Below are 25424 nucleotides of genomic sequence, written 5' to 3'. Positions count from 1 at the left end.
CTATCACCGCCGTTCGGCCTTTTCGTGCCATGCGGCCAGTTTTTAACCAACTGCCAATTTTGACCAGTGAAGAAGGGACCCTCGATGCTGACCATCCGCGATTTGTCCAAAACCTACGCCAATGGCGTGCAGGCCCTGAAGAGCGTTTCGCTTGATATCCCGAACGGCATGTTCGGCTTGCTCGGCCCGAACGGCGCCGGCAAATCCAGCCTGATGCGGACCATCGCCACGCTGCAGGACGCCGACACCGGCAGCATCACACTCGGCGAGCTCGACGTGCTGGCCAACAAGGATGCGACCCGGCGCGTGCTCGGCTATCTGCCGCAGGACTTTGGCGTCTACCCGAAAGTGAGCCCGGAAGAGTTGCTGAATCACTTCGCGGTAATGAAAGGCCTGACCCGTACCGGCGAGCGCAAAGACACCGTCGAAGCGCTGCTGAAACAGGTCAACCTCTGGGATGTGCGCAAACGCAAACTCGGCGGTTTCTCTGGCGGCATGCGCCAGCGCTTTGGTATCGCCCAGGCCCTGCTCGGCAATCCGAAGCTGGTGATTGTCGACGAACCGACCGCCGGCCTCGACCCGGAAGAGCGCAACCGCTTCCTGAATTTGCTGGCCGAAATCGGCGAAAACGTTGTGGTCATCCTGTCGACCCACATCGTCGAAGACGTCACCGATCTGTGCCCGCGCATGGCAATCATCAGCAAAGGCGAAGTGCTGCTGACCGGCGAACCGCGTGCCGCGATTGAAGCAATGCAAAACCGCATCTGGCGCAAACAAATCAGCAAGGCCAAACTGGCGCAGTATCAGGAACAATACAAGGTGCTGTCGACCCGGCTGGTCGGTGGCCAACCGGTGATACACGTTTATAGCGAACAGGCGCTCGACAGCGGCTTCAGCGTTGTCGAACCGGATCTGGAAGATGTTTACTTCCGGCAACTGCGTCGGCACGAAAGTTTGACTGCCGCCAACGCCGCCTGAAGGACGACACGCCATGTTTCGGGAATTTTATCGTTTTGAACTGCGCTTTCAGCTGCAGCAACCGCTGTTGTGGATTGCGGCGGCAGTCTTTGGCCTGATGGGTTTTGGCGCCGCCAGTAGCGACGCAGTCCAGCTTGGCGGCGCCATCGGCAATATCTACCGCAATGCCCCGAGTGTGATCATTCAGTTCATGAGCTTGTTCACCGTGATCAGCCTGCTGGTGGTCACGGCGTTCCTGCCCGGCGCCCTGCTGCGCGATCACGAGCTGAACACCGCCGAATTATTTTTCAGCAAACCGATGCGCAAGGGCGACTACCTCGCTGGCCGGTTGTTAGGCGGCATGACCGCGACACTGGCCATTTATCTGCTCATTGCCTTCGGCATTTTGCTCGGTACGGCGATGCCATGGATTGATCCGGCTCGGCTGGGGCCGGTCTCGGCAACGCCGTACCTTTGGTCGCTGCTGGTCATGGTGATTCCGAACGTGCTGTTCACCGGTGCCCTGCTCAGTCTGTTGGCGGTGCTGACCCGTAACCTGCTCAGCGTGTACGTTGGCATCATCGCGTTTTTTGTCCTGTGGGGCGTTGGCAGCGCCATCGGTGGCCGGCTCGACAACGAATGGCTGTCCGCGCTGGTTGATCCGTTCGGTCTTGCCGCAGTGGATTTGGAAACCCGCTACTGGTCAGTTGCCGAGCTGAATCAACAGCTGCCGCCACTGAATCACTATTTGCTGGCCAATCGTCTGCTGTGGCTGGGCGCGGCGCTGCTGCTGTTCGTCCTCAGCTATGTCTGGTTCAAACCGATGCGCACCGGCACCGGCCGCAGCTGGCGCAAGAAAACGGCGCCGGCTGCCACAAGCCAAGAACAAGTGAGTGCACGCGCTAGTTATCAACCGGTCATGCCGGATTTTCAGGGCCACAGCCTGTGGCAACAATGGCATGCACAATGGCGCTTTGATACGGTCGGTGTACTGAAGAGCATTCCGTTTCTGGTCATGCTGATTTTTGGCTTGCTGAATTTCTCCATCAGCGCCAGCTTCGGCAACGAGATGTATGGCACCGCGGTCTATCCGGTGACCCATTTGATGGCCTCGACCCTGGCAGGTACGTTCAACTTCCTGTTGCTGCTGATCGTGACGTTCTATGCCGGCGAGCTGATCTGGAAAGAGCGACAAGCCAAATTGGGCGATGTCACCGATGCCTTGCCGGTTCCGAACTGGTTGCCGCTAAGCGCCAAAGCCTGTGCCCTGCTCAGCATCATCGGCATTTATCTCAGCGCCGGTGTTGTCCTCGCCATTGCCATCCAGCTCAGCAAGGGCTACACCAGCATTGAACCGCTGCTGTACCTGAGCGAGACAGCACTGGGTGCATTACCGTTTGTCTTGATGGGCTTGCTGGCGTTGGTGCTGCAAGTGCTGTTCCAGAACAAGTTCATTGGCTACCTCGCAATCATTCTGGTGATCGTGCTGCGGATGACGCTAAGGACTGTCGATCTGGAGCATCCGCTGTATCTGTTCGCCGCCGCCACGGAAATCCCGTATTCCGACATGAACGGTTATGGCCACTTTCTCACCGGCCATCTGGCACTACGTGGCTATTGGCTGCTGTTTACCTTTGCCTTGCTGTTGGTTGCCGCCGCGCTGTGGGTGCGAGGACTGGTGCCAAGCTGGTCCCGGCGCTGGCGCGAAGCCGGCCGCCAGTTGCGTGGACCGCTGGGCCTGATGCTCACGGTGACACTGGTTGCCTGGGCCGGCTTGGGCAGCTGGATTTTCTGGAATACCAATATCGTTAATGACTACGTCACCAGCGATCAGGAACTGGACCTGCGCGCCGAATACGAACGCCGCTACGCCCAGTACCAGTCACTCAACCAGCCACGGCTGACCGCCGTCAATGTCGCGCTGGATATTTATCCCAGCGAGCACCGCGCGCTTGCCCGTGGTCATTACGAGATGATCAATCGCAGTCCGGAACCGATCACCGAGCTGCATCTGGCCATTGCAGACGGCAAAGACTACGACTTGCAATCGGTCTCGCTGCCGGACAGCGCACTGAAAAGCTATGACGCCGATTTTGGCTATCGCATCTATACGCTGCCGGAGCCACTGCAGCCAGGTGCGACGATGTCACTCGATTTCACCATGGCGTATGCCAAGCGCGGCTTTGCCACCCGGAACAACAACAGTCTGGTGGTCGACAACGGCAGCTTCATGAACGATGCCGAGTTGCTGCCCTGGTTCGGTTATAACCCCAACTTTGAAATTGATGACCGCAACGAACGGCGCAAGCGCAATTTGCCGGAACACCAGCGAATGCCGAAGCTGGAAGATGAAGCTGCACGCGCCAACACCTACATTTCCGATGACGGCGACTGGATCCAGTTCGAAACCACGGTCTCGACCGTGCCGGACCAGATTGCGCTGGCGCCGGGCTATCTGCAGAAAGAGTGGACCGAAAACGGTCGTCGCTACTTCCATTACAAAATGGACGTGCCTATGCTGCCGTTTTTCTCCTGGCTGTCGGCACGCTGGCAGGTCAAGCGCGATGACTGGCATGGTCTGCCCATCGAGATCTATTACGACCAGAAGCATCCGTACAACATTGACCGGATGATCACCTCAGTCAAGGACTCGCTGGACTATTTTAGCAGCCAGTTCACGCCGTATCAGCACAAGCAAGTGCGCATACTGGAGTTTCCGCGCTACGCCAGTTTCGCCCAGTCGTTTGCCAACACCATTCCGTATTCGGAATCGATTGGCTTCATTGCTGACCTGCGCGATCAGGACAAAATTGATTACGTCTATTACGTGACCGCCCATGAAATTGCCCACCAATGGTGGGCCCATCAGGTCATTGGTGCCAATGTTCAAGGCGCAACGGTGCTGTCCGAATCGCTGGCCCAGTATTCGGCACTGATGGTGATGGAAAAGGCCTACGGCCGTAACAAGATGCGTCAGTTCCTGAAGTACGAACTCGACAACTACCTGAATTCGCGCGGAAGTGAACTACTGGAAGAGCTGCCGCTGTACCGGGTGGAAAACCAGCCTTACATTCACTACCGCAAAGGTTCGCTGGTGTTCTACCGCTTGCGGGACGAGATCGGCGAGGAAGCCTTGAACCGGGCTTTGAAGCGTTTTCTGCAGGACAAGGGCTATCAGAACGCGCCGTACACCACCAGCGCCGAATTGCTGAGCTATATCCGGGCAGAAACGCCGGCCGACCGGCAGCAACTGGTTACCGATCTGTTCGAAAAGATTAGCTTCTACGACAATCGGATGAAAACGGCCACGGCCAAAAAGCGCGCCGACGGTACGTACGACGTGACGCTGGAGTTCAGTGCCGACAAACGTTACGCCGACGGCGTCGGCAATGAAACCGAAGCGCCACTCGATGACTGGATCGAAGTCGGTGTGTTTGCGCGCAAACCCGGCGCCGAGGAGCGCGACGAAACCGTACTGCATCTGGAACGTCGGCACATTACCGAGAAACAGCAAACGCTGACTGTAACGGTGGACAACGAGCCGTATGAGGCCGGTTTTGATCCGTACAACAAACTGATCGATCGCGTTTCCAACGACAACCGCAAACGGGTGACAGTGGAATAGCGCTGTCGAGTCGGCCAAAAAAATAGGCCTGTAGAATAGACTTGTCGCAACAAACAAAACGGCCACTCCCGAGTGGCCGTTTTGCTATCGAGTCCGCATCGCGGATTCTGACGGTATAGGTTGAAAACTGCGGGTTCAGAAGCGGCCGCGCCACTCCAGCCAGAAACCGTCGCGGCTCGGTTCAATCACCAACTGTGCGTCGGGGAAACTGGTTTTCAAATAGGCGTCGTACAACCAACCCGAGATAAAGTGACCGACTGCGGCACCGGCCAGCACATCGGTCGGATAATGCCCCTGCGCTTCAACACGTGCCCAGGCCACGCTGCTGGCCAGCGAATAGACGCCAATGTCCCACCACAATTGCTGCGACGGCGACCAACCGTAATCGTCGATATTGCGCGCCGCTTCGGTGGCGTAGGCAAAGGCCTCGGTGGCGTGGCCGGACGGAAAACTGTGCTGATGACCATTGGGCCGCTGCCGATCAAACACGCCCTTCAGCCAGCCGGTTGTGCCATCGGCGGCACTGTGCGCGGCAATCAGCACGGCGACGCGTTCGGCTTGATCGGTCCAATCGTTATCGGCCGGTGTTGGCGCAAGCAGCGCGCTGCCTACCGCCAATACGCTGAGCGCCTGAATGCCACCATCGGCGACATCATTGGCACCTTGGTCGGAACCAAACACCGGATGATTCTCGTGCGCGTAATCGGACAATCGCTGATCGGCGCCGGCCACGTGAATGGCGCCAGCCGCCAATAATGGCACCCAGGTCGCCGGCGATTTGGCCGTGCTGAGCGCCGAATCCCGCCATTGTCCGGCGCTTGGCCATTGCGAATGGCTGGCGCAACCGCTGGTCAACAACATCACGCCGCCCAGCAGCATCGCCGCCAATGCCCGCCAACCGCATACGCCCACCGCCGACATGCCACGCCCTCAAACCCCAAGTCATGCCATGAGTGTCAGGCGCGCATCCTTGCCGGCACCTTAAATGCCGAACACAGGCGTAGAAATGGCGATTGCGACGCGTCTTTGCGGAAAGCCGTACCAGTCCGGCTGCAGGTCAGCATGGCTTTACCGACGCAGGCATGGAATAATTGCCCGGTCTGCTGAGGTGAGCGCTTGAACTTCCGGTTTGCGTGCCCATCTTACAGAACACTTGGGGACGATATGGCTTCGACGGCGATATCAAGGACCTAGGTGCATGCCGAGGAGGCAACAGGACCTCGTACCCACTCTGTTGCACATTATAGTTGCCAACGACGACAACTACGCTTTAGCCGCTTAAGGCTAAACTGCTAATCGGAAGATGCCTCTGGTACCGAAGCGCAGTCATCTACAGAGGATAAGGTTGGCAGTGCGCCCGACGCTGTCGCTCGAAAACCTACTGGGCTCGCGGATCAATAGCCTGTGCGTTGGCGATTGACTCGCTAAACCAAATAACTGCACTAAGCATGTAGTACCGAAGTTTGCGAGTTGTCGGACGCGGGTTCAATTCCCGCCGTCTCCACCAAGCAAAGAAAAAGGGCTGCGCGAAAGCGTGGCCCTTTTTCTTTGCCCGCGACAGCGGGGATTTAAGCCGCGGAGCGGGTTCACAAAAAATGCCAGGAGCAATTTTGGGCCGCCGCAGGCGGTTCCGCGCACAGCGCGGACGAGGCTCAGGGATGAGCCGAGCAATTCCCGCCGTCTCCACCAAGCAGAAACAAAAAGCCTCCCCTGCGGAGGCGTTTTTGTTTCTGCTGCGATGCGGCGGGTGCTGAGGGCAATCCGTGCCGGCTTTATGCATACTATCCGCCGTTCTTGCCCTCGCCCGTCTGCGCGGTGAGCGCAGGGAAAAAATATCGCTTTTCTTCGGATCTACTTCACACGCCATGAACACCGAACACCTTTTTCCACACAACACCAACGACATCGCCCGCGCCGGCTACTTGCTGCGCGCTGGCGAACTGGTTGCGGTGCCAACCGAAACCGTGTACGGGCTCGCAGCCGATGCCAGCAACGCGGCGGCGGTGGCGAAAATATTTGCCGCAAAAGGGCGACCGGCGGATCACCCGCTGATCGTCCATCTGGCCGGGCTCGATCAGCTCACGCGCTGGGCTTGCGAGATTCCGGACTGGTTGCCACCGGTGCTGACGCAACTGTGGCCGGGGCCGCTGACCGTCATTCTAAAAAAGCAGCCTCACGTCTCGGACGTGATCACCGGCGGTTTGCCGACAGTCGGTTTGCGCGTACCGAACCATCCAGTGCTGCGCGATCTGCTGCAGCAATTTGATCTGGCGGTGGCGGCGCCGTCGGCGAATCCGTATCAGCAATTGAGTCCAACCCGCGCCGAGCATGTGCTGGCCGGTTTGCGCGGCAAAATTGCCGCCGTGCTCGATGGCGGCCCGTGCACGCTTGGTACCGAATCGACCATTCTGCGCATCGACCACGATCACGCCGAAGTGCTGCGGCAAGGCCCGCTCAGTGCCGCAACACTGCAAGAGCTGTTGCCAGTGCCGGTGCACACACCCGTGCGGCACCAGCACGCCGTGTCGGGCAACAAGAAAGTGCATTACCGGCCGCGCGCCCATGTGCAGCTACTGCCGAGCGAAGCGTTGCAACAACAATGGCCGCAGCGGCATGCGACAACTGGGAAACGGGTTGGCGCGCTGGTGTACTCGGCGCCGCTGGATGGCGACACCACAGCCGTGTTGCGTGTACCGCCCACGCACCACGACTACCGGCAACGCTTGTATGCCGCGCTGTTTGAACTTGATCAGCGTGGACTTGACGAGATCTGGGTCGAGCTGCCACCGCAGGAACCGGAATGGGCTGATATTCACGATCGCTTGCAGCGCGCCGCCGGCAGTGCTGATGAGAGAGAGTCCGCTACGGACCAGCATTGATCACGCCGGCGTTAACGCTTTTTTCCCTCACGCTTGCGCCGCATTCGCCGAAGCGGCGCGCGCTTTGCGCCAGCGCCCCGGCGTCATGCCGGTCCAGCGTTGGAACGCCCGGTAAAATGTGCTGGCTTCGGCGAAGCCTAGCGACTGGGCGATATCGTTCAACGCTCGTGCGGTTTGGCCGACCGCATGCAGCGCCACATCGCGTCGGACTTCATCGAGCAATTGTTCAAAGGAAAGCCGCTGCGCCTGCAGCCGCCGCGCCAGCGTGCGTTCGCTGATATTGAGCGCACGCGCGGCATCACCACGGCGGGGCAGTTGTGGCCCGAGTTGGGCGGCGAGCCAGTCGCGCAAATACGGCGCGGTGGCGCCGGCCTCGCTGAGCGCAGCCAATTGCGCCGCGGCGTAACGCTCGTGCAGATGGGCGAGCTGCGCATCGGCTTGTGGCAGCGGCAAATCGAGCAGCGCGTTGTCGAGCAGCAAACCGTTGAACGCCTGCTCGAATTCCATCGGGCACTGAAACACCGCGCGATAGCCGGCGAGCGGACCCAGCTGAGCGTGGCTGCATTGCACTTTCACCGGCCGCGCCGGTGTGCCGGTGACCCAGCGGGCAAAACTCACCACGGCGGCGAGCACCGCTTCGATCTGATGCGGTGAAAACGCCAGCTCGCCCTGGCGCGGGTGATAGACCAGCCAACTCGCGTTGTCGCCAGCGAGGATCTGGAAGCGACCGCCATCGGAAATCAGCCGCTGGTATTTCTGCAACTGCGCCAGCGCTTCGCGCAGCGTCGCCGATGACTGCAAGACAAAGCTGACGACGTTGAGACTGGCCGGGCCGACCAGCTCGCCGGCCTTCAAGCCAAAACCGGGATCGCCAGTGCAGCGGTCGGCGGCACGCCAGAGCCGGGTGATGTAGTCGATGGGCCAACGTTCGCGGCTGAGTTCGACCGGGTCGATGCCGGCCGCACCCAGCAGCCGGTCGGACGCCACCCCGAGGCGATTGGCCGCGGCGATAACGGTGTTGACCCAGCTCATCGAGACAGTGGCCTGCAAAGTCAATTTAGCTGACCCATAAAGTCAATCATGGCGGCATCTTAGCGGGCTATCTTGGTTCGCAACAGGGCGAGGTAAAAAGCAGAGTGAATTTCTGCTGGTGGAATCCGAGCTTCGTAGCCGGTCCCCCCCTCTCCCCTACCCCTCCCCCGCCAAGGGGGAGGGGACAAAGAAGCATCGCTCGATTGCCCTGATCAGGAGATGTGATGAACCCCAAGCCACATTCGGATGTGTTGGTCGTCGGCGGCGGCCTTGCCGGCATTGTCACGGCGCTGGAGCTGTTGCGCGCCGGCAAGTCGGTGACGCTGGTGGACCGCGACACGCCGGAGCGGTTTGGCGGGCTGGCGCTGTGGGCGTTTGGCGGCATGGCGTTGGTCGGCACACCGCTGCAAGCGAAAATGAAAATTCCGGATACACCGGAGATCGCGCTGCGCGACTGGCTGCGCTTTGGCGAACTTGCCGATGAGGACGGCTGGCAACAGCGCTGGGCGCGTTACTACGTCGAGCATTCGCGCGCTGAGGTGTACGACTGGCTGCGCGGCGAAGGCATTTCGTTTCTGCCAGCGGTGAACTGGGTCGAGCGCGGCCGCTTTGGTGAGGGCAACAGCCTGCCGCGTTATCACGTGGTCTGGGGCACGTCGCGTGAACTGACGCGTTGTCTCATCGCCGCGCTGCAACGCGCCAACCGCGATGGTCGGCTGACGCTGCTGCACGGTCATCGCGTCACCGGGCTTACCCACAGCAGCGGCCGCATTGATAGCGCGCTGGCGATCAACGACAGCACTGGCGCCGAGATTGCGCTGCGCGCCGAGCGCGTGGTGCTCGCCGTGGGTGGCATCAATGGCGAACACAGTGAATGCCGGCGGAACTGGCCGCGGGATCGGCCAGTACCGGCCACGATGCTGAACGGTGCGCACCCGTTTGCGGACGGCCGGCTGCATCACGAGGTTGAAGATCGTTTTGGCGGACAACTTCGCAACGCCGGCGAAATGTGGAATTACGCCGCCGGCTTTCCACATCCGTATCCGCATTTTGCTGGTCACGGCCTGTCGACCATTCCGTGCAAATCGGCGCTCTGGCTCAATCACAAAGGTGAGCGTATCGGCCCCGAGCCGCTGGTCACCGGCTTTGACACCCATTGGCTCTGTCAGCGCGTCGCGGCACAGGAAAAACCGTGGACCTGGCATCTGCTCAACTGGCGCATCGCCGCGAAAGAATTTGCCATCTCGGGTGCCGAGCACAATCAACGCATTCGCGACAAGCAGTTCCCGCTGTTCCTGAAAGAAACGCTGTTCGGCAATCACCGACTGGTCAGGCAGATGCAAAGTGAGAGCCGGCATTTTCTGGTTGCCGATACGCTCGCAGAACTTGCCGGAAAAATGAATGCGCTGACCTGCTCGCATGACATCGACCCTGCCGTATTGCAAGCAACCGCCGATGCCTTTGATGCCAATTTCGTGAACGGTAGCAAACTGGAAAACGACGATCAGCTCCGGCGTATCCTGCACGCACGGCAATGGGGCCCGGACAAATTGCGCACATGCGCACCCAAACCGCTGCAACTGTCGGGCGCAGGGCCGTTTATCGCGATCCAGATGCAACTCATCACCCGCAAAAGCCTTGGCGGTTTGCAGACCGATTTGCACAGCCGCGTGCTCGACGGCCGTGGCGAACCGGTGCCGGGACTGTATTGTGTTGGCGAGGCAGCCGGCTTTGGTGGCGGTGGCGCCAGCGGCAAACGTTCGCTGGAAGGCACGTTCCTGCCCGGCTGTATTCTGACCGCGAAAGCGGCAGCACGATCGATTGTGGCGGGTAGCTGACACAGCGCGCCGCGTGATCTGAAAGTAGATGTGATCCCCCTCCTTTTTAAGGAGGGGTGAGGGGTGGTTGCGGAGTCCGAAATGAATCACTGCGTTTTCTGCTAACGCAAATCGTCCTGAGTTGAACCACCCCCAGCCCCTCCTTGCCAAGGAGGGGAGGAAGAACGACAACTCGCTAGCGATCTCAACATCGCTGCGACCGAAATTAAAAGGAGAACAACAATGGCCAATGGCGCGCAAGCCCTGATGAAAACGCTGGTAGATGCCGGCATTGAAGTGTGCTTCACCAATCCCGGCACCAGCGAAATGCATTTTGTTGCGGCGCTCGACAGCGAGCCGCGCATGCGCGCCGTGCTGGCCTTGTTTGAAGGTGTCGCCACCGGCGCTGCCGACGGCTATGCCCGGATGGCCGACAAACCGGCCGCGACGCTGCTGCATCTCGGCTGCGGCCTTGGCAATGGCCTCGCGAATTTGCACAACGCCCGCAAGGGCAAGGTGCCGATGGTCAATATTGTTGGCGATCACGCAACCTACCACGTGCCGTTCGATGCGCAATTGCAGTCCGATATCGAAACGGTGGCGCGCAATGTCTCGCCCGGTTTTGTCCGCACCGCGAAGAGCACCGCTGATCTGTGCAAGGACGCCGTTGCGGCGGTCAGCGCCGCGCGCGGTTTGCCCGGTCAAGTGGCAACGCTGATTCTGCCGGCCGATGTCTCATGGGGCGACGGCGGCGTGCCCTGCCCGCCACCACCGCAGCCGACTCCCGCCGCTGCGGATGCGACAACGATTAACACCATTGCCGAAGCCATCCGCTCCGGCAAGAAAACCGCATTGCTGCTCGGTGGCCGCGCGCTGCGTGAGCCCAGCTTGCTGGCGGCGGCGCGCATCGCCGCGCACAGCGGCGTCAAATTGCTCGCCGAAGTATTTCCGACCCGGCTCGAACGCGGCGCCGGCTTGCCAGCGGTTGAGCGCATTGCCTATCTCGCCGAACTCGCCAGCGTGCAGCTCGCCGATATCGAACAATTGATTCTGGTCGATGCAAAAGCGCCGGTATCGTTCTTTGCCTATCCGGGCAAAAAAAGTTATCTGGTTCCGGACAGCTGCACCGTATTCACGCTGGCAACGCCGGCGCAGGACAGTGCCGCCAGCTTGCAAAAACTCGCCGCAGCACTGGCAGCAGAAAACACCGCGCCCTTGTTGCAACCCGCGCAACGACCGGGTCGGCCGCGCGGCAAACTGACCGCCGAAAAAGTCTGCAAGGCCGTCGGCCATCTGCTGCCGGACAATGCCATCGTCATTGATGAAGCGATCACCTCGGGTCTGCTGTTGTCGGCAATGACAGCAGGTGCCCCGCGCCACGATCTGATCACGTTGACTGGTGGCGCCATCGGTCAGGGTTTGCCCAATGCCATCGGCGCGGCGATTGCGTGCCCGGACCGGCCGGTGCTGGCCTTGATCGGCGATGGTACCGCGATGTACACCATTCAATCGCTGTGGACGATGGCGCGCGAAAACCTGAACGTCACCGCGATCATTTTCAACAATGCCTCGTACTCCGTGCTCAATGTCGAACTGGAGCGGGTCGGTGCGCAAAAAATTGGCCCGAAAGCCAAATCTCAGCTTGATCTCAACGGGCCGGTGCTGAACTTCGCCCAGCTCGGTCAAGGCATGGGCGTGCACGCTGTGCGGGTCAGCACGGCCGAGGAGTTGGTCAAAGCGATGGAATATGCCTTGGCGATGCCGGGCCCGCATCTGATCGAAGCGGTCGTGCCGGAGTCACTGAACGGCGTCAAACGAAAAGTGTTGCCGTGGCTGCTGCGTGCGCTGCCAAGCCTGCCCCGGTCACTGGCAAAAACACTGAAGCGAAAAATCGCCCCATAAAAATTCCTGACACCAGCAATCAATACTGTAAAGATGCGCGGGCTCGGCCCGCCATTCTTTACAGCAGCTCACGCAAAAACACACTCAGCCCTCAACTCTTTACAGTTGCGCAATGTGCCGACACCTATCGCCTTGCATTCTCAGCGTATCAACGCCTTGAACCAACACCAATAACCGAGCTTCAGCACGTTGCATCAATCGTTTGTCACGCACTCTCCGATGGCTTTGCTTTAGATTTGAGGTCTGCACACGCATCGCCCTGCAAACACCAAGCGCTTCCAAATCGCACATAAGCCCGGCGACTGTTGCAACCAATTGACCCTTATGCCGTTTTGTGCGCTGTCCGACATCTTCACGCCCGCATCACACAGCAGGATCTACAATTCATCGGCGCCCCATCACGCGAGGATCGAAAAACCCACACCAGCAATGCTTGCCCACGGAAGCACACCATCCGTCAGTCGAGCATGACAGGGCACGAACATCAAGCGAGGTGGCACATGAACGCAACAGATGCTGCAGTCGATGACAACGTTAACCTGGCCTATCCCGTCGTTGCGCCGTTGCCAGCGGTCACCAACCCGACCGAAAGTCAATTTCAGCTGTTCAATGATCTGCAATTGGCTGCCGCCGACACCGGTTGGCTCAGCTACACGCCGCCGCTGGTGAATAGCGGCCCTATCAAGTATCGATTACAGACCGACCGGCTGTCGCAACCTACGCCAACGGATTACAGCCCGAGTCAGCTCGGCGGCGAACCGTACAGTTGGCGCAGCCATGGCATCACCGCGACTTACGTTGACAACTCGTCCGGTTGGTATTGGTTGCACGTTGGTGGTGATTGGCTGGATCGCAATGGCATTGCCCAGGGCCCGACGCCGTGGTTCAGCTTCGATGCCAAAAAACCGCCCGTTGCCGGAGCGGTTACCCACACTGTTGATGTCACGGCACTGATGAATGCGGTGCTGACGCGCCACACGTGGAACGCCATGCTGATGAAGCCGGGCAGCGCCGCGCGCGTCATCGCCGGTTGGCGCCACCCCACGGCGTATCCGCGCATCAATGTGATCTACACCGACGGCACCAGCGCCGTGTTGAATGCCATCTATTCGGCAAAAATGTCGACCTCGTCAGCCTATGTGCTGGCGAACAGCCCGAGCCAAACCTTGCCGGTCGTGCTGGAGTTTGCCAAACCGACCAAAGCCGTTCGCAGCGCATCGCTGAACATCACGGTGCTCGAACATACCTCCGGTAGCAGTTCGATCGTCACCGGCAATCTGCTCAATCCGCCGATCAACAACGACCCGGTTGAGCAGGGCCTCGCGGCCAGTGCCGGGCTCTACGATGCCGGGCTGCAAAATATTCCGAGTGTCATTGGTGTGCACGGTTATGGCGATGGCTCGCAGCGCAGTGATTTCATTTCCAGCAGCGGACTGTCGGTAACCTCGGAGAGCAATTACAGTCCGGACATCTGGGGCCGCGGCCCGAAAGACACCAGCAAGTTTCCTTATCTCGATCTCGGCAAATATATTGCTGCCGGCAGCAACTTCGAATTGGTCAGCTCGACCTATGTCGGTGAAGGCTTCAAGCCGTTGGCACCGGGCATTGGCGCAATGCGGGTCAAGATGGCCGCTGAGCCGGGGCTGACCAATGGCTCGGTGATTGATCACACCGGCACCACCGCCAGCATCGCGCGGATTTTTTTACCGGATGAAGATTTCGGTTTGCTGAAGCGCATTTTTGTCCGTTACTACATCATGTTCGGCACGCCACTCGACAGCACGTTTGCCAAACGCTACGAAGTCCGACATTCGCCAACCGGCGCGCCGATATGGACCGACATGGCAGGCAAAACCGGCATCACGCCGAGCCACACCAATCGTTATGGTTACAGCGGTAGCAGTGGCGGCGGTTTTGGCTGGCAGATGCGCCTGTCTTACGCCATTCGCAATCTGGAAATGGGCGCGCCCAGCGGTGGTGCGATCAGTCTGGGTTTGCACACTTACGACTTTCTGACCAACCAGCCACCGGGCCACAAATACGGCATCACCGATCAGGGCAAGGACAAAATGTTCGGCCAGCGCGGCGGTCTCGGCGGCGTGATTTATCCCGGCCAATGGTACTGTCTGGAGATGGAGGTCAATCTCAATACCGTGATGCCGGAACCGCCGGGCTGGATCGCCGATGGTTCGGTCAATGTCTGGATTGACGGTCGCGCCGCGTTCAAACGCACCGGCATGGTGATGCGCTCATTGCCAATCGAAACGCCGGAATATCTGCCCTACTCGACCCGGCCCGCGCGCGAACTGGGCCACGCCTACCTCGACTTCAACTGGTATCACGGCGGCACCACGGAAAACCCGGTCGACATGACCCTGTTCGTTACCAAGCTGGCCTGGGCCAAGGCCTACATCGGTCCGATGCGAACGCAGTGAGCCGGGCCGGTCGATAGAGCGCCGGCACGCCACACCGACTGTCGCACGTGGACCGCCCCGGCCCGCGTACCTTGAGCCAGCGGCTGCGGCTTGCGTCCGCCGCCGTCGGCGTCATTCCGCTCCGGCATGGCGGGCGCCTTTCTGGCCCGCCAACGGCCACAGCGGCCCGAACCGCTGCTATATTCCACGCCCTCATAAGTGGCAGCTCGTCGCGCCCCTTCGATGGGCGTTTTTTTCATGAGCATGCGACCAAAGCCGGATGACCCTCGGCCCCGTTTTCCGGATAATGGACAAACGTTTGAATGCCGAATTCGGCACTTGCCCTCCACCACCACCCCGCACTGGATGCCTCTCATCATGAACACCGCTTTTCGCAAGAAGTTGGCCGGTACCACCCTGGATTGGTTTGATGCCCGTGCGGCAGTGGAGGCGCTGAAGCCCGGCAGCTACGACGGTCTGCCTTACACCGCGCGCGTTCATGCCGAGAACCTGGTGCGCAAATGCGACCCGGCCATGCTCAATGATTGCCTGCTGCAACTCATCGAGCGCAAGCGCGACCGCGACTTTCCGTGGTTCCCGGCCCGGGTGGTCTGCCACGACATTCTCGGCCAGACCGCGCTGGTTGATCTCGCCGGTCTGCGTGATGCGATTGCCGATCAAGGCGGCGACCCGGCGAAAGTGAATCCGGTGGTGCCAGTGCAATTGATCGTCGACCACTCGCTGGCAGTCGAGTGCGGCGGTTTTGATCCGAACGCATTTACCAAAAACCGCGCCATTGAAGATCGCCGCAACGAAGATCGTTTCCACTTCATCAACTGGACCAAGAAAGCGTTCCGCAATGTCGATGTGATCCCGCCGGGCAACGGCATCATGCACCAGATCAATCTGGAGCGGATGTCACCGGTGATCGGCGTGCTTGATGGCGTCGCCTATCCTGACACCTGCGTCGGCACCGACAGCCACACCCCGCACGTTGACGCGCTCGGCGTGATCGCGGTCGGCGTTGGCGGTCTGGAAGCGGAAAACGTCATGCTCGGTCGCGCGTCCTGGATGCGGCTGCCGGACATCATTGGCGTTGAGCTCACCGGCAAACCGCAACCGGGCATCACCGCTACCGATATCGTGCTGGCGCTGACCGAATTCCTGCGTAAAGCCAAAGTCGTTGGCGCTTATCTGGAATTTCGCGGTGAAGGCGCCGCGGCACTGACGCTCGGTGATCGCGCCACCATTTCCAACATGGCACCGGAATACGGCGCCACCGCCGCGATGTTCTTCATCGATCAACAAACCCTTGATTACCTGCGCCTGACCGGCCGCAGCGACGAGCAAGTGAAACTGGTCGAAACCTACGCCAAACAGGCCGGCCTCTGGGCCGATGCATTGAAGACCGCGCAGTACGAACGCACGCTGACATTTGATCTGTCGAGTGTGGTTCGCAACATGGCCGGTCCGTCGAATCCGCATGCACGCGTTGCCACCACCGAGCTCGCCGCCAAAGGCATTGTGGCGTCGTACACCGAAACCGCTGGCCAGATGCCGGATGGCGCCGTGATCATCGCCGCCATCACCAGCTGCACCAACACCTCGAACCCGCGCAACGTCATCGCCGCCGGCCTGCTGGCACGCAACGCAAATCGCAAAGGTCTGGTGCGCAAGCCGTGGGTGAAAAGCTCGCTGGCGCCGGGTTCGAAAACCGTTGAACTGTATTTGCAGGAAGCCGGCTTGAAAGACGATCTGGAAAAGCTCGGCTTCGGCATCGTCGCGTTTGCCTGCACCACCTGTAACGGCATGAGCGGCGCGCTCGATCCGAAAATCCAGCAGGAAATCATCGACCGCGATCTGTACGCCACCGCCGTGCTGTCTGGCAACCGCAACTTCGACGGCCGTATTCACCCGTATGCCAAGCAGGCTTTCCTTGCCTCGCCGCCGCTGGTCGTTGCGTATGCGATTGCCGGCAGTATCCGCTTTGATATCGAAAAAGATGTGCTGGGTCATGACCAAAACGGCAAACCAGTTACGCTGAAAGACATCTGGCCGAGCGATGAAGAAATCGATGCCATTGTCAAAGCGGCAGTCAAGCCGGAACAATTCCGCAAGGTGTACGAGCCGATGTTCACTGCTGCCGTGGCCAGCAATGAACAAATCAGCCCGCTCTACGATTGGCGCGCGCCGAGCACCTATATCCGCCGGCCGCCGTACTGGGAAGGCGCACTGGCCAAACCGCGCACGCTGAAAGGCATGCGGCCGCTGGCGCTGCTCGGTGACAACATCACCACCGATCACCTGTCGCCATCGAACGCGATCATGCTGAATAGCGCCGCCGGCGAATACCTCGCCAAAATGGGCTTGCCGGAAGAAGACTTCAACTCTTACGCCACTCACCGCGGCGATCACCTGACCGCGCAGCGCGCCACTTTCGCCAACCCGACCTTGATCAACGAAATGGCCCTTGTCGATGGCCAGCAGAAAAAAGGCTCGCTCGCCCGCGTCGAACCAGAAGGCAAAGTCATGCGCATGTGGGAAGCGATCGAAACCTACATGAACCGCAGCCAGCCGCTGATCATCATCGCCGGTGCCGATTACGGCCAGGGCAGCTCGCGTGACTGGGCAGCAAAAGGTGTGCGTCTTGCTGGCGTCGAAGCGATTGTTGCCGAAGGCTTCGAGCGCATCCACCGCACCAACCTGATCGGCATGGGCGTGCTGCCGCTGGAATTCAAAGCCGGCGTCAACCGCAAAACGCTCGGCCTCGACGGCACTGAAACCTTTGACGTGATCGGCGCCCGCACCCCGCGCGCCGATCTGACTCTGGTCATTCATCGTCGCAATGGTGAACGCGTCGAAGCCAAAGTCACCTGCCGACTCGACACGGCTGAAGAAGTGTCAATTTACGAAGCCGGCGGTGTGCTGCAACGGTTTGCCCAGGACTTTTTGGAAGCGGCGAAAGCGTGATCTGAAGGAGCCCCCTCTCCCCTAGCCCCTCCCCCGCGAGGGGGGAGGGGAACCAAAGCTTCGGATCGATACGATGTTTTAGCCCCTCTCCCCTCGCGGGGCGAGGTGGGAATTAGCGAAGCACCGCTTCGTTCCACCGCAGCGCCACGAGTCAGCGAGTGGCAGGGGCGCGGAGCGGGGGTTGGGGAGAGGGGGCTCGCAGGATGCGATCCGCCAGGGAGACCGAGAATGGATTCTCGCAATTTCGCCAAGTCGCTGCGGCGTAACATGACTGACGCCGAACAGCTGCTGTGGCGTCACCTGCGCGCGCACCGGCTGAACGGCGAGAAATTTCGCCGTCAACAGCCACTCGGGCCTTACATCGTGGACTTTATCCACTTCGATGCCAGGTTGATTGTTGAAGCGGACGGTGGCCAGCACAACGGCAGCATCAGGGATCAAAACAGAGATGCATGGCTGGAGCAGCAAGGTTTCAAAATTTTGCGGTTCTGGAACAACGACATTTTGAACAATACAGACGCGGTGCTCACCGTGATATTCGAAGCGGTTAGCGGCCCCCTCTCCCCCAGCCCCTCTCCCGCGAGGGGAGAGGGGAGCAACACAACCGGTCAAGGTGATTGAACTTGGCGCTGCATGAGACACAGTTATAGAAATTCCCGCATCTACAGCGACATGACTTAGACAACCGAACTGAACGAGCCCCTCGCCCCTTGCGGGAGAGGGGTTGGGGAGAGGGGGAACCCTCTGCAACGAACAAAACACAATTCGCGACAGGACCCAACCATGAGCCAACCCCAAATCAAAATCCCCGCGATGTACATGCGTGGCGGCACCAGCAAAGGCGTGTTCTTCCGCTTGCAGGATTTGCCGAAAGCAGCACAAGTGCCCGGCCCGGCGCGCGACGCCCTGCTGATGCGCGTCATTGGCAGCCCGGACCCGTACGCCAAACACACCGATGGCATGGGCGGTGCCACTTCCTCGACCAGTAAATGCGTGATCATCAGCAAGAGCAGCAAACCGGATCACGATGTTGACTACCTGTACGGGCAAATTGCCATTGATCAGGCCTTCGTTGACTGGAGCGGCAATTGCGGCAACCTGAGCACTGCGGTCGGCCCGTTTGCGATTGCCAACGGTTTTATCGATGCCGCCCGATTGCCGCGTGATGGCATGTTCGCGGTGAAAGTCTGGCAGGCGAATATCGGCAAGACCATCATCGTTCACGTGCCGATCAAGAACGGCGAAGTGCAGGAGATTGGCGACTTTGAACTCGATGGCGTGACCTTTCCCGCCGCCGAGATCGTGCTCGAGTTCATCGACCCGGCCGATGAAGGCGAAGGTGACGGTGGCGGTTCGATGTTCCCGACCGGCAACCTGATTGATGATCTGGACGTGCCCGGCATCGGCACACTCAAAGCGACCATGATCAACGCCGGCATCCCGACCATTTTCGTCAACGCCAAAGACATCGGCTACACCGGCACTGAACTGCAGGACGCGATCAATAGCGATACCAAGGCGCTCGCGATGTTCGAAACGCTGCGTGCCCACGGCGCCGTCAAAATGGGTCTTATCAAAGACATTTCGGAAGCGGGCAAACGTCAGCACACACCAAAAATTGCGTTCGTCGCTCCGGCGACCGATTACAAAGCCTCAAGCGGCAAGCTGATCAACAAAACCGATATCGATCTTTGCGTGCGCGCACTCTCCATGGGCAAACTGCACCACGCCATGATGGGAACCGCTGCCGTTGCGATTGGCACTGCCGCGGCCATTCCCGGCACGCTGGTCAATCAAGCTGCTGGTGGTGGTGAACACGAAGCGGTGCGCTTTGGTCACCCATCAGGCACGCTGCGCGTGGGCGCCCAGGCCGAACAAGTCAACGGCCAATGGGTTGTGCGCAAAGCCATCATGAGCCGCAGCGCGCGGGTGTTGATGGAAGGTGCGGTACGGGTACCAGCCGAGATACTGGCTTCCTGAGCCAACCACCCGGACGCCAGAACCTTTTGCCAGAAGGCCTCCGCTTGGGAGGCCTTTTTGTTGGTGCGGCCAACTGCGCTTGACAGCTTGGCTCAACACGATCTACTGTATCATTACGAATAGTACAGTAGGTACAGAGCATGTCCCGCACCGTCCCCCTGATGCTGCAGATCAGCCCGGCTGATCCGCGCCCCATCAACAAGCAGCTGACTGATGGCATCCGCCGGCTCATTGCCGGCGGTGAGCTCGCGGTTGGCGACCAGCTGCCGAGCGTTCGCGGCCTGGCCCAGCAACTGACCATCAACCCCAACACGGTCGCCAAGGCCTACGGCGAGCTGACCAGCGAAGGCTGGCTGGATGCGCGGCAGGGGCTGGGATTGTTTGTCGCGCCACAGCGTCAGTTGTTGTCGGATGCCGAACGCGAACGCCGGCTGGGGCTGGCCATCGACCGCTTCACTGCCGATGTAGTCGGGCTTGGCTACCCGCTCGATGACGTGCTGGGTCAGGTCGAAACGGCGCTCGCGCCTTGCTTGAAACGGCGCAGCGCCTGACGCGACAGCGAGCTCGTTGCGACCTGCGCATTCAGCTCCGTTCATCAAGACAAGTTCATTCAGGCCAATTCATCAAGACCAGTTCATCAAGAAAGGATTCGTCATGTCTGTTCCGCAACTGCAGATCATCGAAAGCCATGCGTCGCAGCCACAGCCGGCGACGGCAGATTACGTCATCGAAACCGATGCGCTGACGCTCAGCTATGGCCGCAAGCGCGCGTTGAACCAGCTCAGTCTGCGCATTCCACGCGGCCGCATTCACGCCATTGTCGGCGCCAACGGTGCTGGCAAGTCGTCGCTGTTCCGCATTCTGCTCGGCTTTCAATCGCCGACCTCCGGCACCGCGCGCATTCTTGGTCGCGACTGCAATGCGCTGACCCATCATGATCGCGGCCGTATCGGCTTCGTCAACGAAGAGCACAGCCTGCCAGCCTGGCTGCGCGTCGCTGAAGTCGTGGCGATGCAGCGCCGGTTGTATCCACGGTGGGACGAGGCGCGTTACCAAAGCATCGTCGGCCATTTTCATGTCCTGCCGGAGCAGCGTATTCGCGAGCTCTCGCGCGGTGAACGCGCCGGCGTCAATCTGGCGATGGCGCTGGCGCAATGCCCGGAGTTGCTGATACTCGACGAGCCGACGCTGGGGCTTGATGTGGTGGCCAAACGGGCGTTTCTGGAAGCGGTGCTGTTCTCGGTCGACAGCAGCGATTGCACCATCATTTACTGCTCGCACCAGATGGAAGAGATCGAACGCCTCGCCGACAACCTGATCATTCTGGAGCGCGGCGAGTTGAAGCATATGTCGGCACCCGATGCATTCTGCGAGCGGGTGTCGCTGTGGGTGGCCGAGTACCCGTTTGTTGCGCCCGGCGCCGAGAGCTTGCCCGGGGTATTGCAAGTGCAGCGCATCGATGGCCTGTTTCATTTTCTGGTGCTGGATCAGGGCGATGATTTTGCCGCGCTGCTCGATGGCCACGGCGCCCGCCGCCATTACCGCGGCAGTGTCAGCCTGGATCGCGCCGTAAACGCCTTTTTGGCGCGCAATCATGCGACGCCGAAGTGAGTGCTTGACACCAGGTATCGATGCCCGCGGCCGCCGGCATAACGACAGTCGTTGCCCGGCATCGGCAACCTCGACATTTCGAACGGAGTCACGGTAATGAAGGACTTATTTTTCTCCGAGCTGCGCCGGTTTCGCAAACTGGCGTTGGCCGCAGCCGTTATTCATTTGCTGCTGCTACTGTTTGTCGGCCGCATGAATGATCTGCTGCAGCAGGCCTACTTTCAAAGCGCGCCCATTTTCGCTTTTTATCTGCTGCTCGGTCTGGCCCTGGCCATTTATCAGGTGGGCAGTTACCGCAAGCCCAGCCAATGGCTCTGGTTGATCCACCGGCCGCTGCCGACCAGCCACATCTTTGCTGCGCTCGCCTTGTCGGCAGCGACCTTGCTGACGCTGGTCATGCTGCTGCCACAATTGCTGATCGTACTCGGTACCGATCTTTTCACCAGCAAAGTGGTCGATATCCGCCACTATCTGATGCTGCTGCATTTGCTGGCGTTCGCGATGATGGCCTGGCTGGCCGGTGCCCACGCCTGCGTCAGCCGACACAAAGCGGCGATTGCAGTGTTGGCCGCGCCGATTTTGCTCAGCCTGCATCTGGTGTCGGTGTGGTGGTTGCTGCTGCCGGTATCGCTGGCACTGGCCTGGCTCAGCTGGATCACGTTAAAAAGTTTTCGCGCCAATCGCGAAGCGCCGGTGCAGGGTACGGCCACGCTGTTGTTGACGGCGCTGCCCTTGCAACTCGGATTGTTTCTGGTGGTGTATGAAATCGGCGCCTTCTTGTATTTGACTGGCAGCATCATGGTCGGTACCGACCCATTGAATACTGAGTTCCCGCCTCATGGCGGCGTGATCGAAAGCCTGCGCAGCGAACCCAAAAATGCCATGGTGATTGCGCTGGAGGGCAGCACTGATCCACGCGCGCCAGCGTGGCGCGAGCAATTGCCGCTAATGGAGCCGGTCCGCATCGGCCCGTTCGTCCAACGCTTTCCCATCCGGCAGCAACTCAGCAATCTGAATGTCCCGACCGAATGGTTCGACGAGGTGCATAAAATTCTGTGGACCTTCAGTCACGACCGCATGCTGTTTCACGGCCGCAATCCGGAAAGTGGCGCTGACCACGGTTGGTGGGGCGTCAAAGGTGCCGGCGATACCACACCATTCCGCGAAGTACCGTTTGCCAGTGCCGATGGTTATCTGATGTCGCGCTCGGTGCTGTATGCCATCGATGACGACAGCCATCGTCAGCACGAATTGCTGCGGTTGGCGGCTGATGAGAGTTTTGTTGATGTGCCACGGCGGGAGTTCAACCGTCTGCTGGTGCTGACCAATCAACGCGTTATGGCCTATCGCAGTGATCGCGAAGCCGCCTCTGCGTTTGCGCCACCGCTGCTGGATTGGCAACTGCCGCTGCCGCACAGCGTTGATCAGTTGGAGTTTGTTGATATCGCTGAACTGATGGATGGCTGGTTGGTTTCAACGCTGTATGGCGAAGGCCAGCGACAAATCGGTTTCACCCAGTTCAATCACTACGCCTTGCCGTCGCAGCAGGTCAATTATATTGATGACGAAGGTCATTCAAGTTTGATCAATACCCGCGTGATTCCGCGCGATTACCCCAGCCTGTACACCGTGGACTGGTGGTTTTCGCCGCCGTTGTATCTGCTCGCCGAATGGCCGGACAGCGCGCTCGACAAGGGCTTTACCTGGCCGCTGAAACCGGAGCCATTGCCCCGCGACCCGGTGCTCTATCCGGTCGCCGCAACGTTTATGTTGCTGGCAGCCGCGCTGGCGTTTTGGTGGCTGCGCGACTGCACCACCACTACCGGGCGGCGGCGATTCTGGCTTGCCAGTTGTGTACTGCTTGGCTTGCCGGCATTGCTCAGCCTGTTCTTGCTGGAACCGCGCAGGCAGCGCACTTGAGCCGCCGCTGACAGCAAGTCGCCGATCACAGGCGAGCCCGGCGATGGAGTGCGTCGCGCCGGGCTCGCCCGCACCACTCTCCGCTATACGTTGCAAGAGACAATGCCATGCTAATGTCGCCGTGGCAGGCCCCCGGTCTGTCCAAAGATTATTGTCACTTCTGTTCGTTTGCCGCCAGAACCGCCGCGTTGCTGATGCTGCTCAGTCAGCCGGTATTTGCGACAGACGTTCGCGCGAGCGATAACAAGAGCGCTCACGCGAGCGCCACGGTTAGTGCAAGCACCAACGGCTCGGACTTGCTGGACGACAGCCGCCAGCTCGCTGCTGCGGCAGCGGAATACCAAGCCATGCGCCCGACGCCACCGCTGCCGCGCGAGCAATGGCTGCGCCGCTCACCGATCAGCGCCGTACAACTGTCACCCGACGGCCGCTATCTCTGTTTTCGCAAACGCCAGGCGCAGCAAACCGATCTGCTGCTGCAAGAGCGGGAAATTGGCAAGCCGATCCGCGTGCTCGCCGACATTCAGCAATTGGACGTGGTCTGGGCCGGCGACAGCAAACGCTTGTGGTTGGCGGACACCGAAGGCTTGGCCGTGTTCGATGTCGCGACCGGGCAAGCGCGTCGCATTCTGAAGTGGGCGGACAAACGCCGGCAGCAGCTGTGGCTGGTCGACCATCACGCGCCTGACTACGCTGTGATCAGTGAAAAAGTGGCGCAGAACGATCGCTGGGTGTTTCGCTATCTGCGGGTCGACAGTCGCGGCCAGACGACATTGTTGCTGGAAACGGCCAAGCCATTGCGCAACGCGCTGCTGAACGCCGACGGCACGCTGGCGTTCAGCAGTGGCTACGAAGATGAGCAATACGATACGGTTATCCGGCGCTACACCGGCGTCACCTCGCAGGATTTGCTGCACTGTGTCGGCATCGAGCAATGCCGGTTGGTCGGCTACAACCCAACAAAACAAACGCTATGGTTGCTCTCGCATCACAACGAAAACACCTTGGCAATGCAACGCTGGCAAGCCGCTGATGGCGGTTGGCAAACCGTGCACCGGGGGCCGGGGCAGCGCGCCGATGCTACGTCCGTATTGTGGCAAGCCAATACCGATGACTGGCTCGGCATCGCCTACCACCCTGATCATCAGCGCTGGTACGGCAAGACAGCTCGGCTCAGCGCCCAGCTCGCAGCGTTGCAACAGCAAGTGCCGGAGGCGTCATTGCAATTGACCAGTGCCGCTGACGGTCAGCATTGGTTGGTGCAAGCCCGTCATGCCAGCTGGGCACTGGACCGCTACTTTATCTACACGCCAGATCAGAACCAGTTGCAGCCGCTGTTTCGCGCCGAATTGGCGAACACGACGGCAATCGACCCCGCGATTGCCAGCGCCGCCATTCCGGTCAGTTATCGCGGCAACGATGGCATGTTGCTGCACGGCTACGTGTATTTGCCACATGGGGTCGCGCTCAAGAACGCGCCGCTGATCGCGCTGCTGCACGGCGGCCCGTACAACCGTGATCGCGATGACTTTCAGCCGATCACCCAGCTGCTGGTAAATCGCGGCTACATCGTGTTCAGCCCGAACTTTCGCGCGTCGATTGGCTATGGCATGAACTACGTACTGAGTTCGCAGGGGGACTTCGGCAACGGCAAGGTGCTGGCTGACATCTTGACCGGTATGGATTTTCTATTGGCGCAAGGGATTGGCGATGCCGCGAAGCAGGCGGTTGCCGGGCATTCGTTTGGCGGCTATGCCAGCTTGTTGGCGGCGCATCATGCGCCTGCGCGGTTTCAGTTTGCGGTGGCAGCAGCGGCGCCGGTCGACTTCAGCTGGGGCATGCAGTGGATTGCTGCCAACGGCGGCTCGGCGTTACCGGAAGATGGCCCGCCGGCGGAGATCTTTTTTCGTCACTATGGCGTGCCGCTGCAGGATCCAAGTTGGCAACAACGGATGCGGCAAGAGTCACCACTGGCCACCATCGCGCAGCTGAAAACGCCGCTCTATCTTTGGGCGGGTGGCGTGGATGATCGGGTACCGCTGAAAGGCCTGTATCGCTACGCCAGTGAGGTCAAACGGCATGGCTCGGCCGTCCAGCTATTGGTCGACCCGGACTCCGGCCACAATCCACAGACCGAACTCGGATTCGAAGTGATTGTGTATCTGCTGGAAGCGGCAGCGGCGGAACATTTTGCTGGCGTGCTGACGCCGCCGTCGGCAGCTTTGCAGGATTTTTTAAACAAGAACACGAAATTGAACACGATGGACAAACGCCGTTAAGCTAGACGTTGTTCGGGATCCAACCGGACGTGCAGCGG

At 60.0% G+C, this 25424-nt stretch carries 15 protein-coding genes and 1 other RNA gene; 14 read left to right on the top strand and 2 right to left on the bottom strand.

Annotation, left to right across the window (positions count from 1 at the left end; translation table 11 throughout):
* Positions 1-84: 84 nt before the first annotated feature.
* The gene (locus HPT27_RS07320; protein ID WP_172241089.1) at positions 85-978 is read left to right on the top strand and encodes an ABC transporter ATP-binding protein; all 894 of its coding nucleotides are present in this window, start codon (positions 85-87) and stop codon (positions 976-978) included.
* A gap of 13 nt (positions 979-991) precedes the next feature.
* Positions 992-4582, top strand: a complete 3591-nt coding sequence (locus tag HPT27_RS07315; RefSeq protein ID WP_172241086.1) for an ABC transporter permease/M1 family aminopeptidase — start codon at positions 992-994, stop codon at positions 4580-4582.
* A gap of 135 nt (positions 4583-4717) precedes the next feature.
* Here HPT27_RS07315 and HPT27_RS07310 read toward each other — a convergent pair whose 3' ends face one another.
* Positions 4718-5503 carry a phosphatase PAP2 family protein gene (locus HPT27_RS07310; RefSeq protein ID WP_172241083.1) on the bottom strand — a complete coding sequence of 262 codons (786 nt, stop codon included), beginning with the start codon at positions 5501-5503 and terminating at the stop codon, positions 4718-4720.
* Between the two features lie 234 nt (positions 5504-5737).
* On the opposite strand from HPT27_RS07310, the gene ssrA reads away from it, so the two are divergent.
* Positions 5738-6089, top strand: a transfer-messenger RNA (tmRNA) gene (gene ssrA / locus HPT27_RS07305).
* A gap of 358 nt (positions 6090-6447) precedes the next feature.
* Positions 6448-7461, top strand: coding sequence for an L-threonylcarbamoyladenylate synthase (locus HPT27_RS07300; RefSeq protein ID WP_172241080.1), 1014 nt, complete (start codon positions 6448-6450; stop codon positions 7459-7461).
* A 27-nt stretch (positions 7462-7488) separates the two neighbouring features.
* On the opposite strand, the gene HPT27_RS07295 is transcribed toward HPT27_RS07300, so the two are convergent.
* Complete coding sequence (locus HPT27_RS07295; protein ID WP_235950855.1) at positions 7489-8493, bottom strand: AraC family transcriptional regulator; 1005 nt, start codon at positions 8491-8493, stop codon at positions 7489-7491.
* Positions 8494-8717: 224 nt separating this feature from the next.
* Here HPT27_RS07295 and HPT27_RS07290 point away from each other — a divergent pair, with 224 nt between their 5' ends.
* The 10 genes from HPT27_RS07290 to HPT27_RS07245 all read left to right on the top strand — a co-directional run bounded on the left by HPT27_RS07290 (position 8718) and on the right by HPT27_RS07245 (position 25386).
* The gene (locus tag HPT27_RS07290; protein ID WP_172241074.1) at positions 8718-10331 is read left to right on the top strand and encodes an FAD-dependent oxidoreductase; all 1614 of its coding nucleotides are present in this window, start codon (positions 8718-8720) and stop codon (positions 10329-10331) included.
* A gap of 222 nt (positions 10332-10553) precedes the next feature.
* Positions 10554-12212: an acetolactate synthase large subunit gene (locus tag HPT27_RS07285; protein ID WP_172241071.1), complete on the top strand. Its 1659-nt coding sequence runs from the start codon at positions 10554-10556 to the stop codon at positions 12210-12212.
* A 500-nt stretch (positions 12213-12712) separates the two neighbouring features.
* Entirely contained in the window at positions 12713-14647 is a 1935-nt protein-coding gene (locus tag HPT27_RS07280) for a hypothetical protein (protein ID WP_172241068.1), read from the top strand.
* Between the two features lie 357 nt (positions 14648-15004).
* The gene (acnD, locus tag HPT27_RS07275) at positions 15005-17596 is read left to right on the top strand and encodes a Fe/S-dependent 2-methylisocitrate dehydratase AcnD (protein ID WP_172241065.1); all 2592 of its coding nucleotides are present in this window, start codon (positions 15005-15007) and stop codon (positions 17594-17596) included.
* A gap of 228 nt (positions 17597-17824) precedes the next feature.
* Positions 17825-18217, top strand: coding sequence for an endonuclease domain-containing protein (locus HPT27_RS07270; protein WP_172241062.1), 393 nt, complete (start codon positions 17825-17827; stop codon positions 18215-18217).
* A 162-nt stretch (positions 18218-18379) separates the two neighbouring features.
* Entirely contained in the window at positions 18380-19576 is a 1197-nt protein-coding gene (prpF, locus tag HPT27_RS07265) for a 2-methylaconitate cis-trans isomerase PrpF (RefSeq protein WP_172241059.1), read from the top strand.
* A gap of 140 nt (positions 19577-19716) precedes the next feature.
* Positions 19717-20127: a GntR family transcriptional regulator gene (locus HPT27_RS07260; protein ID WP_211197883.1), complete on the top strand. Its 411-nt coding sequence runs from the start codon at positions 19717-19719 to the stop codon at positions 20125-20127.
* 103 nt (positions 20128-20230) lie between these two features.
* Entirely contained in the window at positions 20231-21187 is a 957-nt protein-coding gene (locus HPT27_RS07255; protein ID WP_172241056.1) for an ABC transporter ATP-binding protein, read from the top strand.
* 96 nt (positions 21188-21283) lie between these two features.
* Positions 21284-23107 (top strand): hypothetical protein, encoded by a 1824-nt coding sequence (locus HPT27_RS07250; RefSeq protein WP_172241053.1) that lies wholly within the window; start codon positions 21284-21286, stop codon positions 23105-23107.
* 107 nt (positions 23108-23214) lie between these two features.
* Positions 23215-25386 carry a S9 family peptidase gene (locus tag HPT27_RS07245; RefSeq protein ID WP_172241049.1) on the top strand — a complete coding sequence of 724 codons (2172 nt, stop codon included), beginning with the start codon at positions 23215-23217 and terminating at the stop codon, positions 25384-25386.
* The last annotated feature ends 38 nt before the right edge of the window (positions 25387-25424 follow it).

The organism is Permianibacter fluminis (assembly GCF_013179735.1).
Lineage (GTDB): Bacteria > Pseudomonadota > Gammaproteobacteria > Enterobacterales > Permianibacteraceae > Permianibacter > Permianibacter fluminis.
This window is presented reverse-complemented; position numbering and strand designations above follow the sequence as displayed.

Coding starts and splice junctions, on each gene's coding strand:
- HPT27_RS07285 (WP_172241071.1), top strand. CDS start 10,554: ATGGCCAATGGCGCGCAAGCCCTGATGAAAACGCTGGTAGATGCCGGC.
- HPT27_RS07295 (WP_235950855.1), bottom strand. CDS start 8,493: ATGAGCTGGGTCAACACCGTTATCGCCGCGGCCAATCGCCTCGGGGTG.
- HPT27_RS07255 (WP_172241056.1), top strand. CDS start 20,231: ATGTCTGTTCCGCAACTGCAGATCATCGAAAGCCATGCGTCGCAGCCA.
- HPT27_RS07280 (WP_172241068.1), top strand. CDS start 12,713: ATGAACGCAACAGATGCTGCAGTCGATGACAACGTTAACCTGGCCTAT.
- HPT27_RS07300 (WP_172241080.1), top strand. CDS start 6,448: ATGAACACCGAACACCTTTTTCCACACAACACCAACGACATCGCCCGC.
- HPT27_RS07245 (WP_172241049.1), top strand. CDS start 23,215: ATGCTAATGTCGCCGTGGCAGGCCCCCGGTCTGTCCAAAGATTATTGT.
- HPT27_RS07310 (WP_172241083.1), bottom strand. CDS start 5,503: ATGTCGGCGGTGGGCGTATGCGGTTGGCGGGCATTGGCGGCGATGCTG.
- HPT27_RS07320 (WP_172241089.1), top strand. CDS start 85: ATGCTGACCATCCGCGATTTGTCCAAAACCTACGCCAATGGCGTGCAG.
- acnD (WP_172241065.1), top strand. CDS start 15,005: ATGAACACCGCTTTTCGCAAGAAGTTGGCCGGTACCACCCTGGATTGG.
- prpF (WP_172241059.1), top strand. CDS start 18,380: ATGAGCCAACCCCAAATCAAAATCCCCGCGATGTACATGCGTGGCGGC.
- HPT27_RS07315 (WP_172241086.1), top strand. CDS start 992: ATGTTTCGGGAATTTTATCGTTTTGAACTGCGCTTTCAGCTGCAGCAA.
- HPT27_RS07260 (WP_211197883.1), top strand. CDS start 19,717: ATGTCCCGCACCGTCCCCCTGATGCTGCAGATCAGCCCGGCTGATCCG.
- HPT27_RS07250 (WP_172241053.1), top strand. CDS start 21,284: ATGAAGGACTTATTTTTCTCCGAGCTGCGCCGGTTTCGCAAACTGGCG.
- HPT27_RS07290 (WP_172241074.1), top strand. CDS start 8,718: ATGAACCCCAAGCCACATTCGGATGTGTTGGTCGTCGGCGGCGGCCTT.
- HPT27_RS07270 (WP_172241062.1), top strand. CDS start 17,825: ATGGATTCTCGCAATTTCGCCAAGTCGCTGCGGCGTAACATGACTGAC.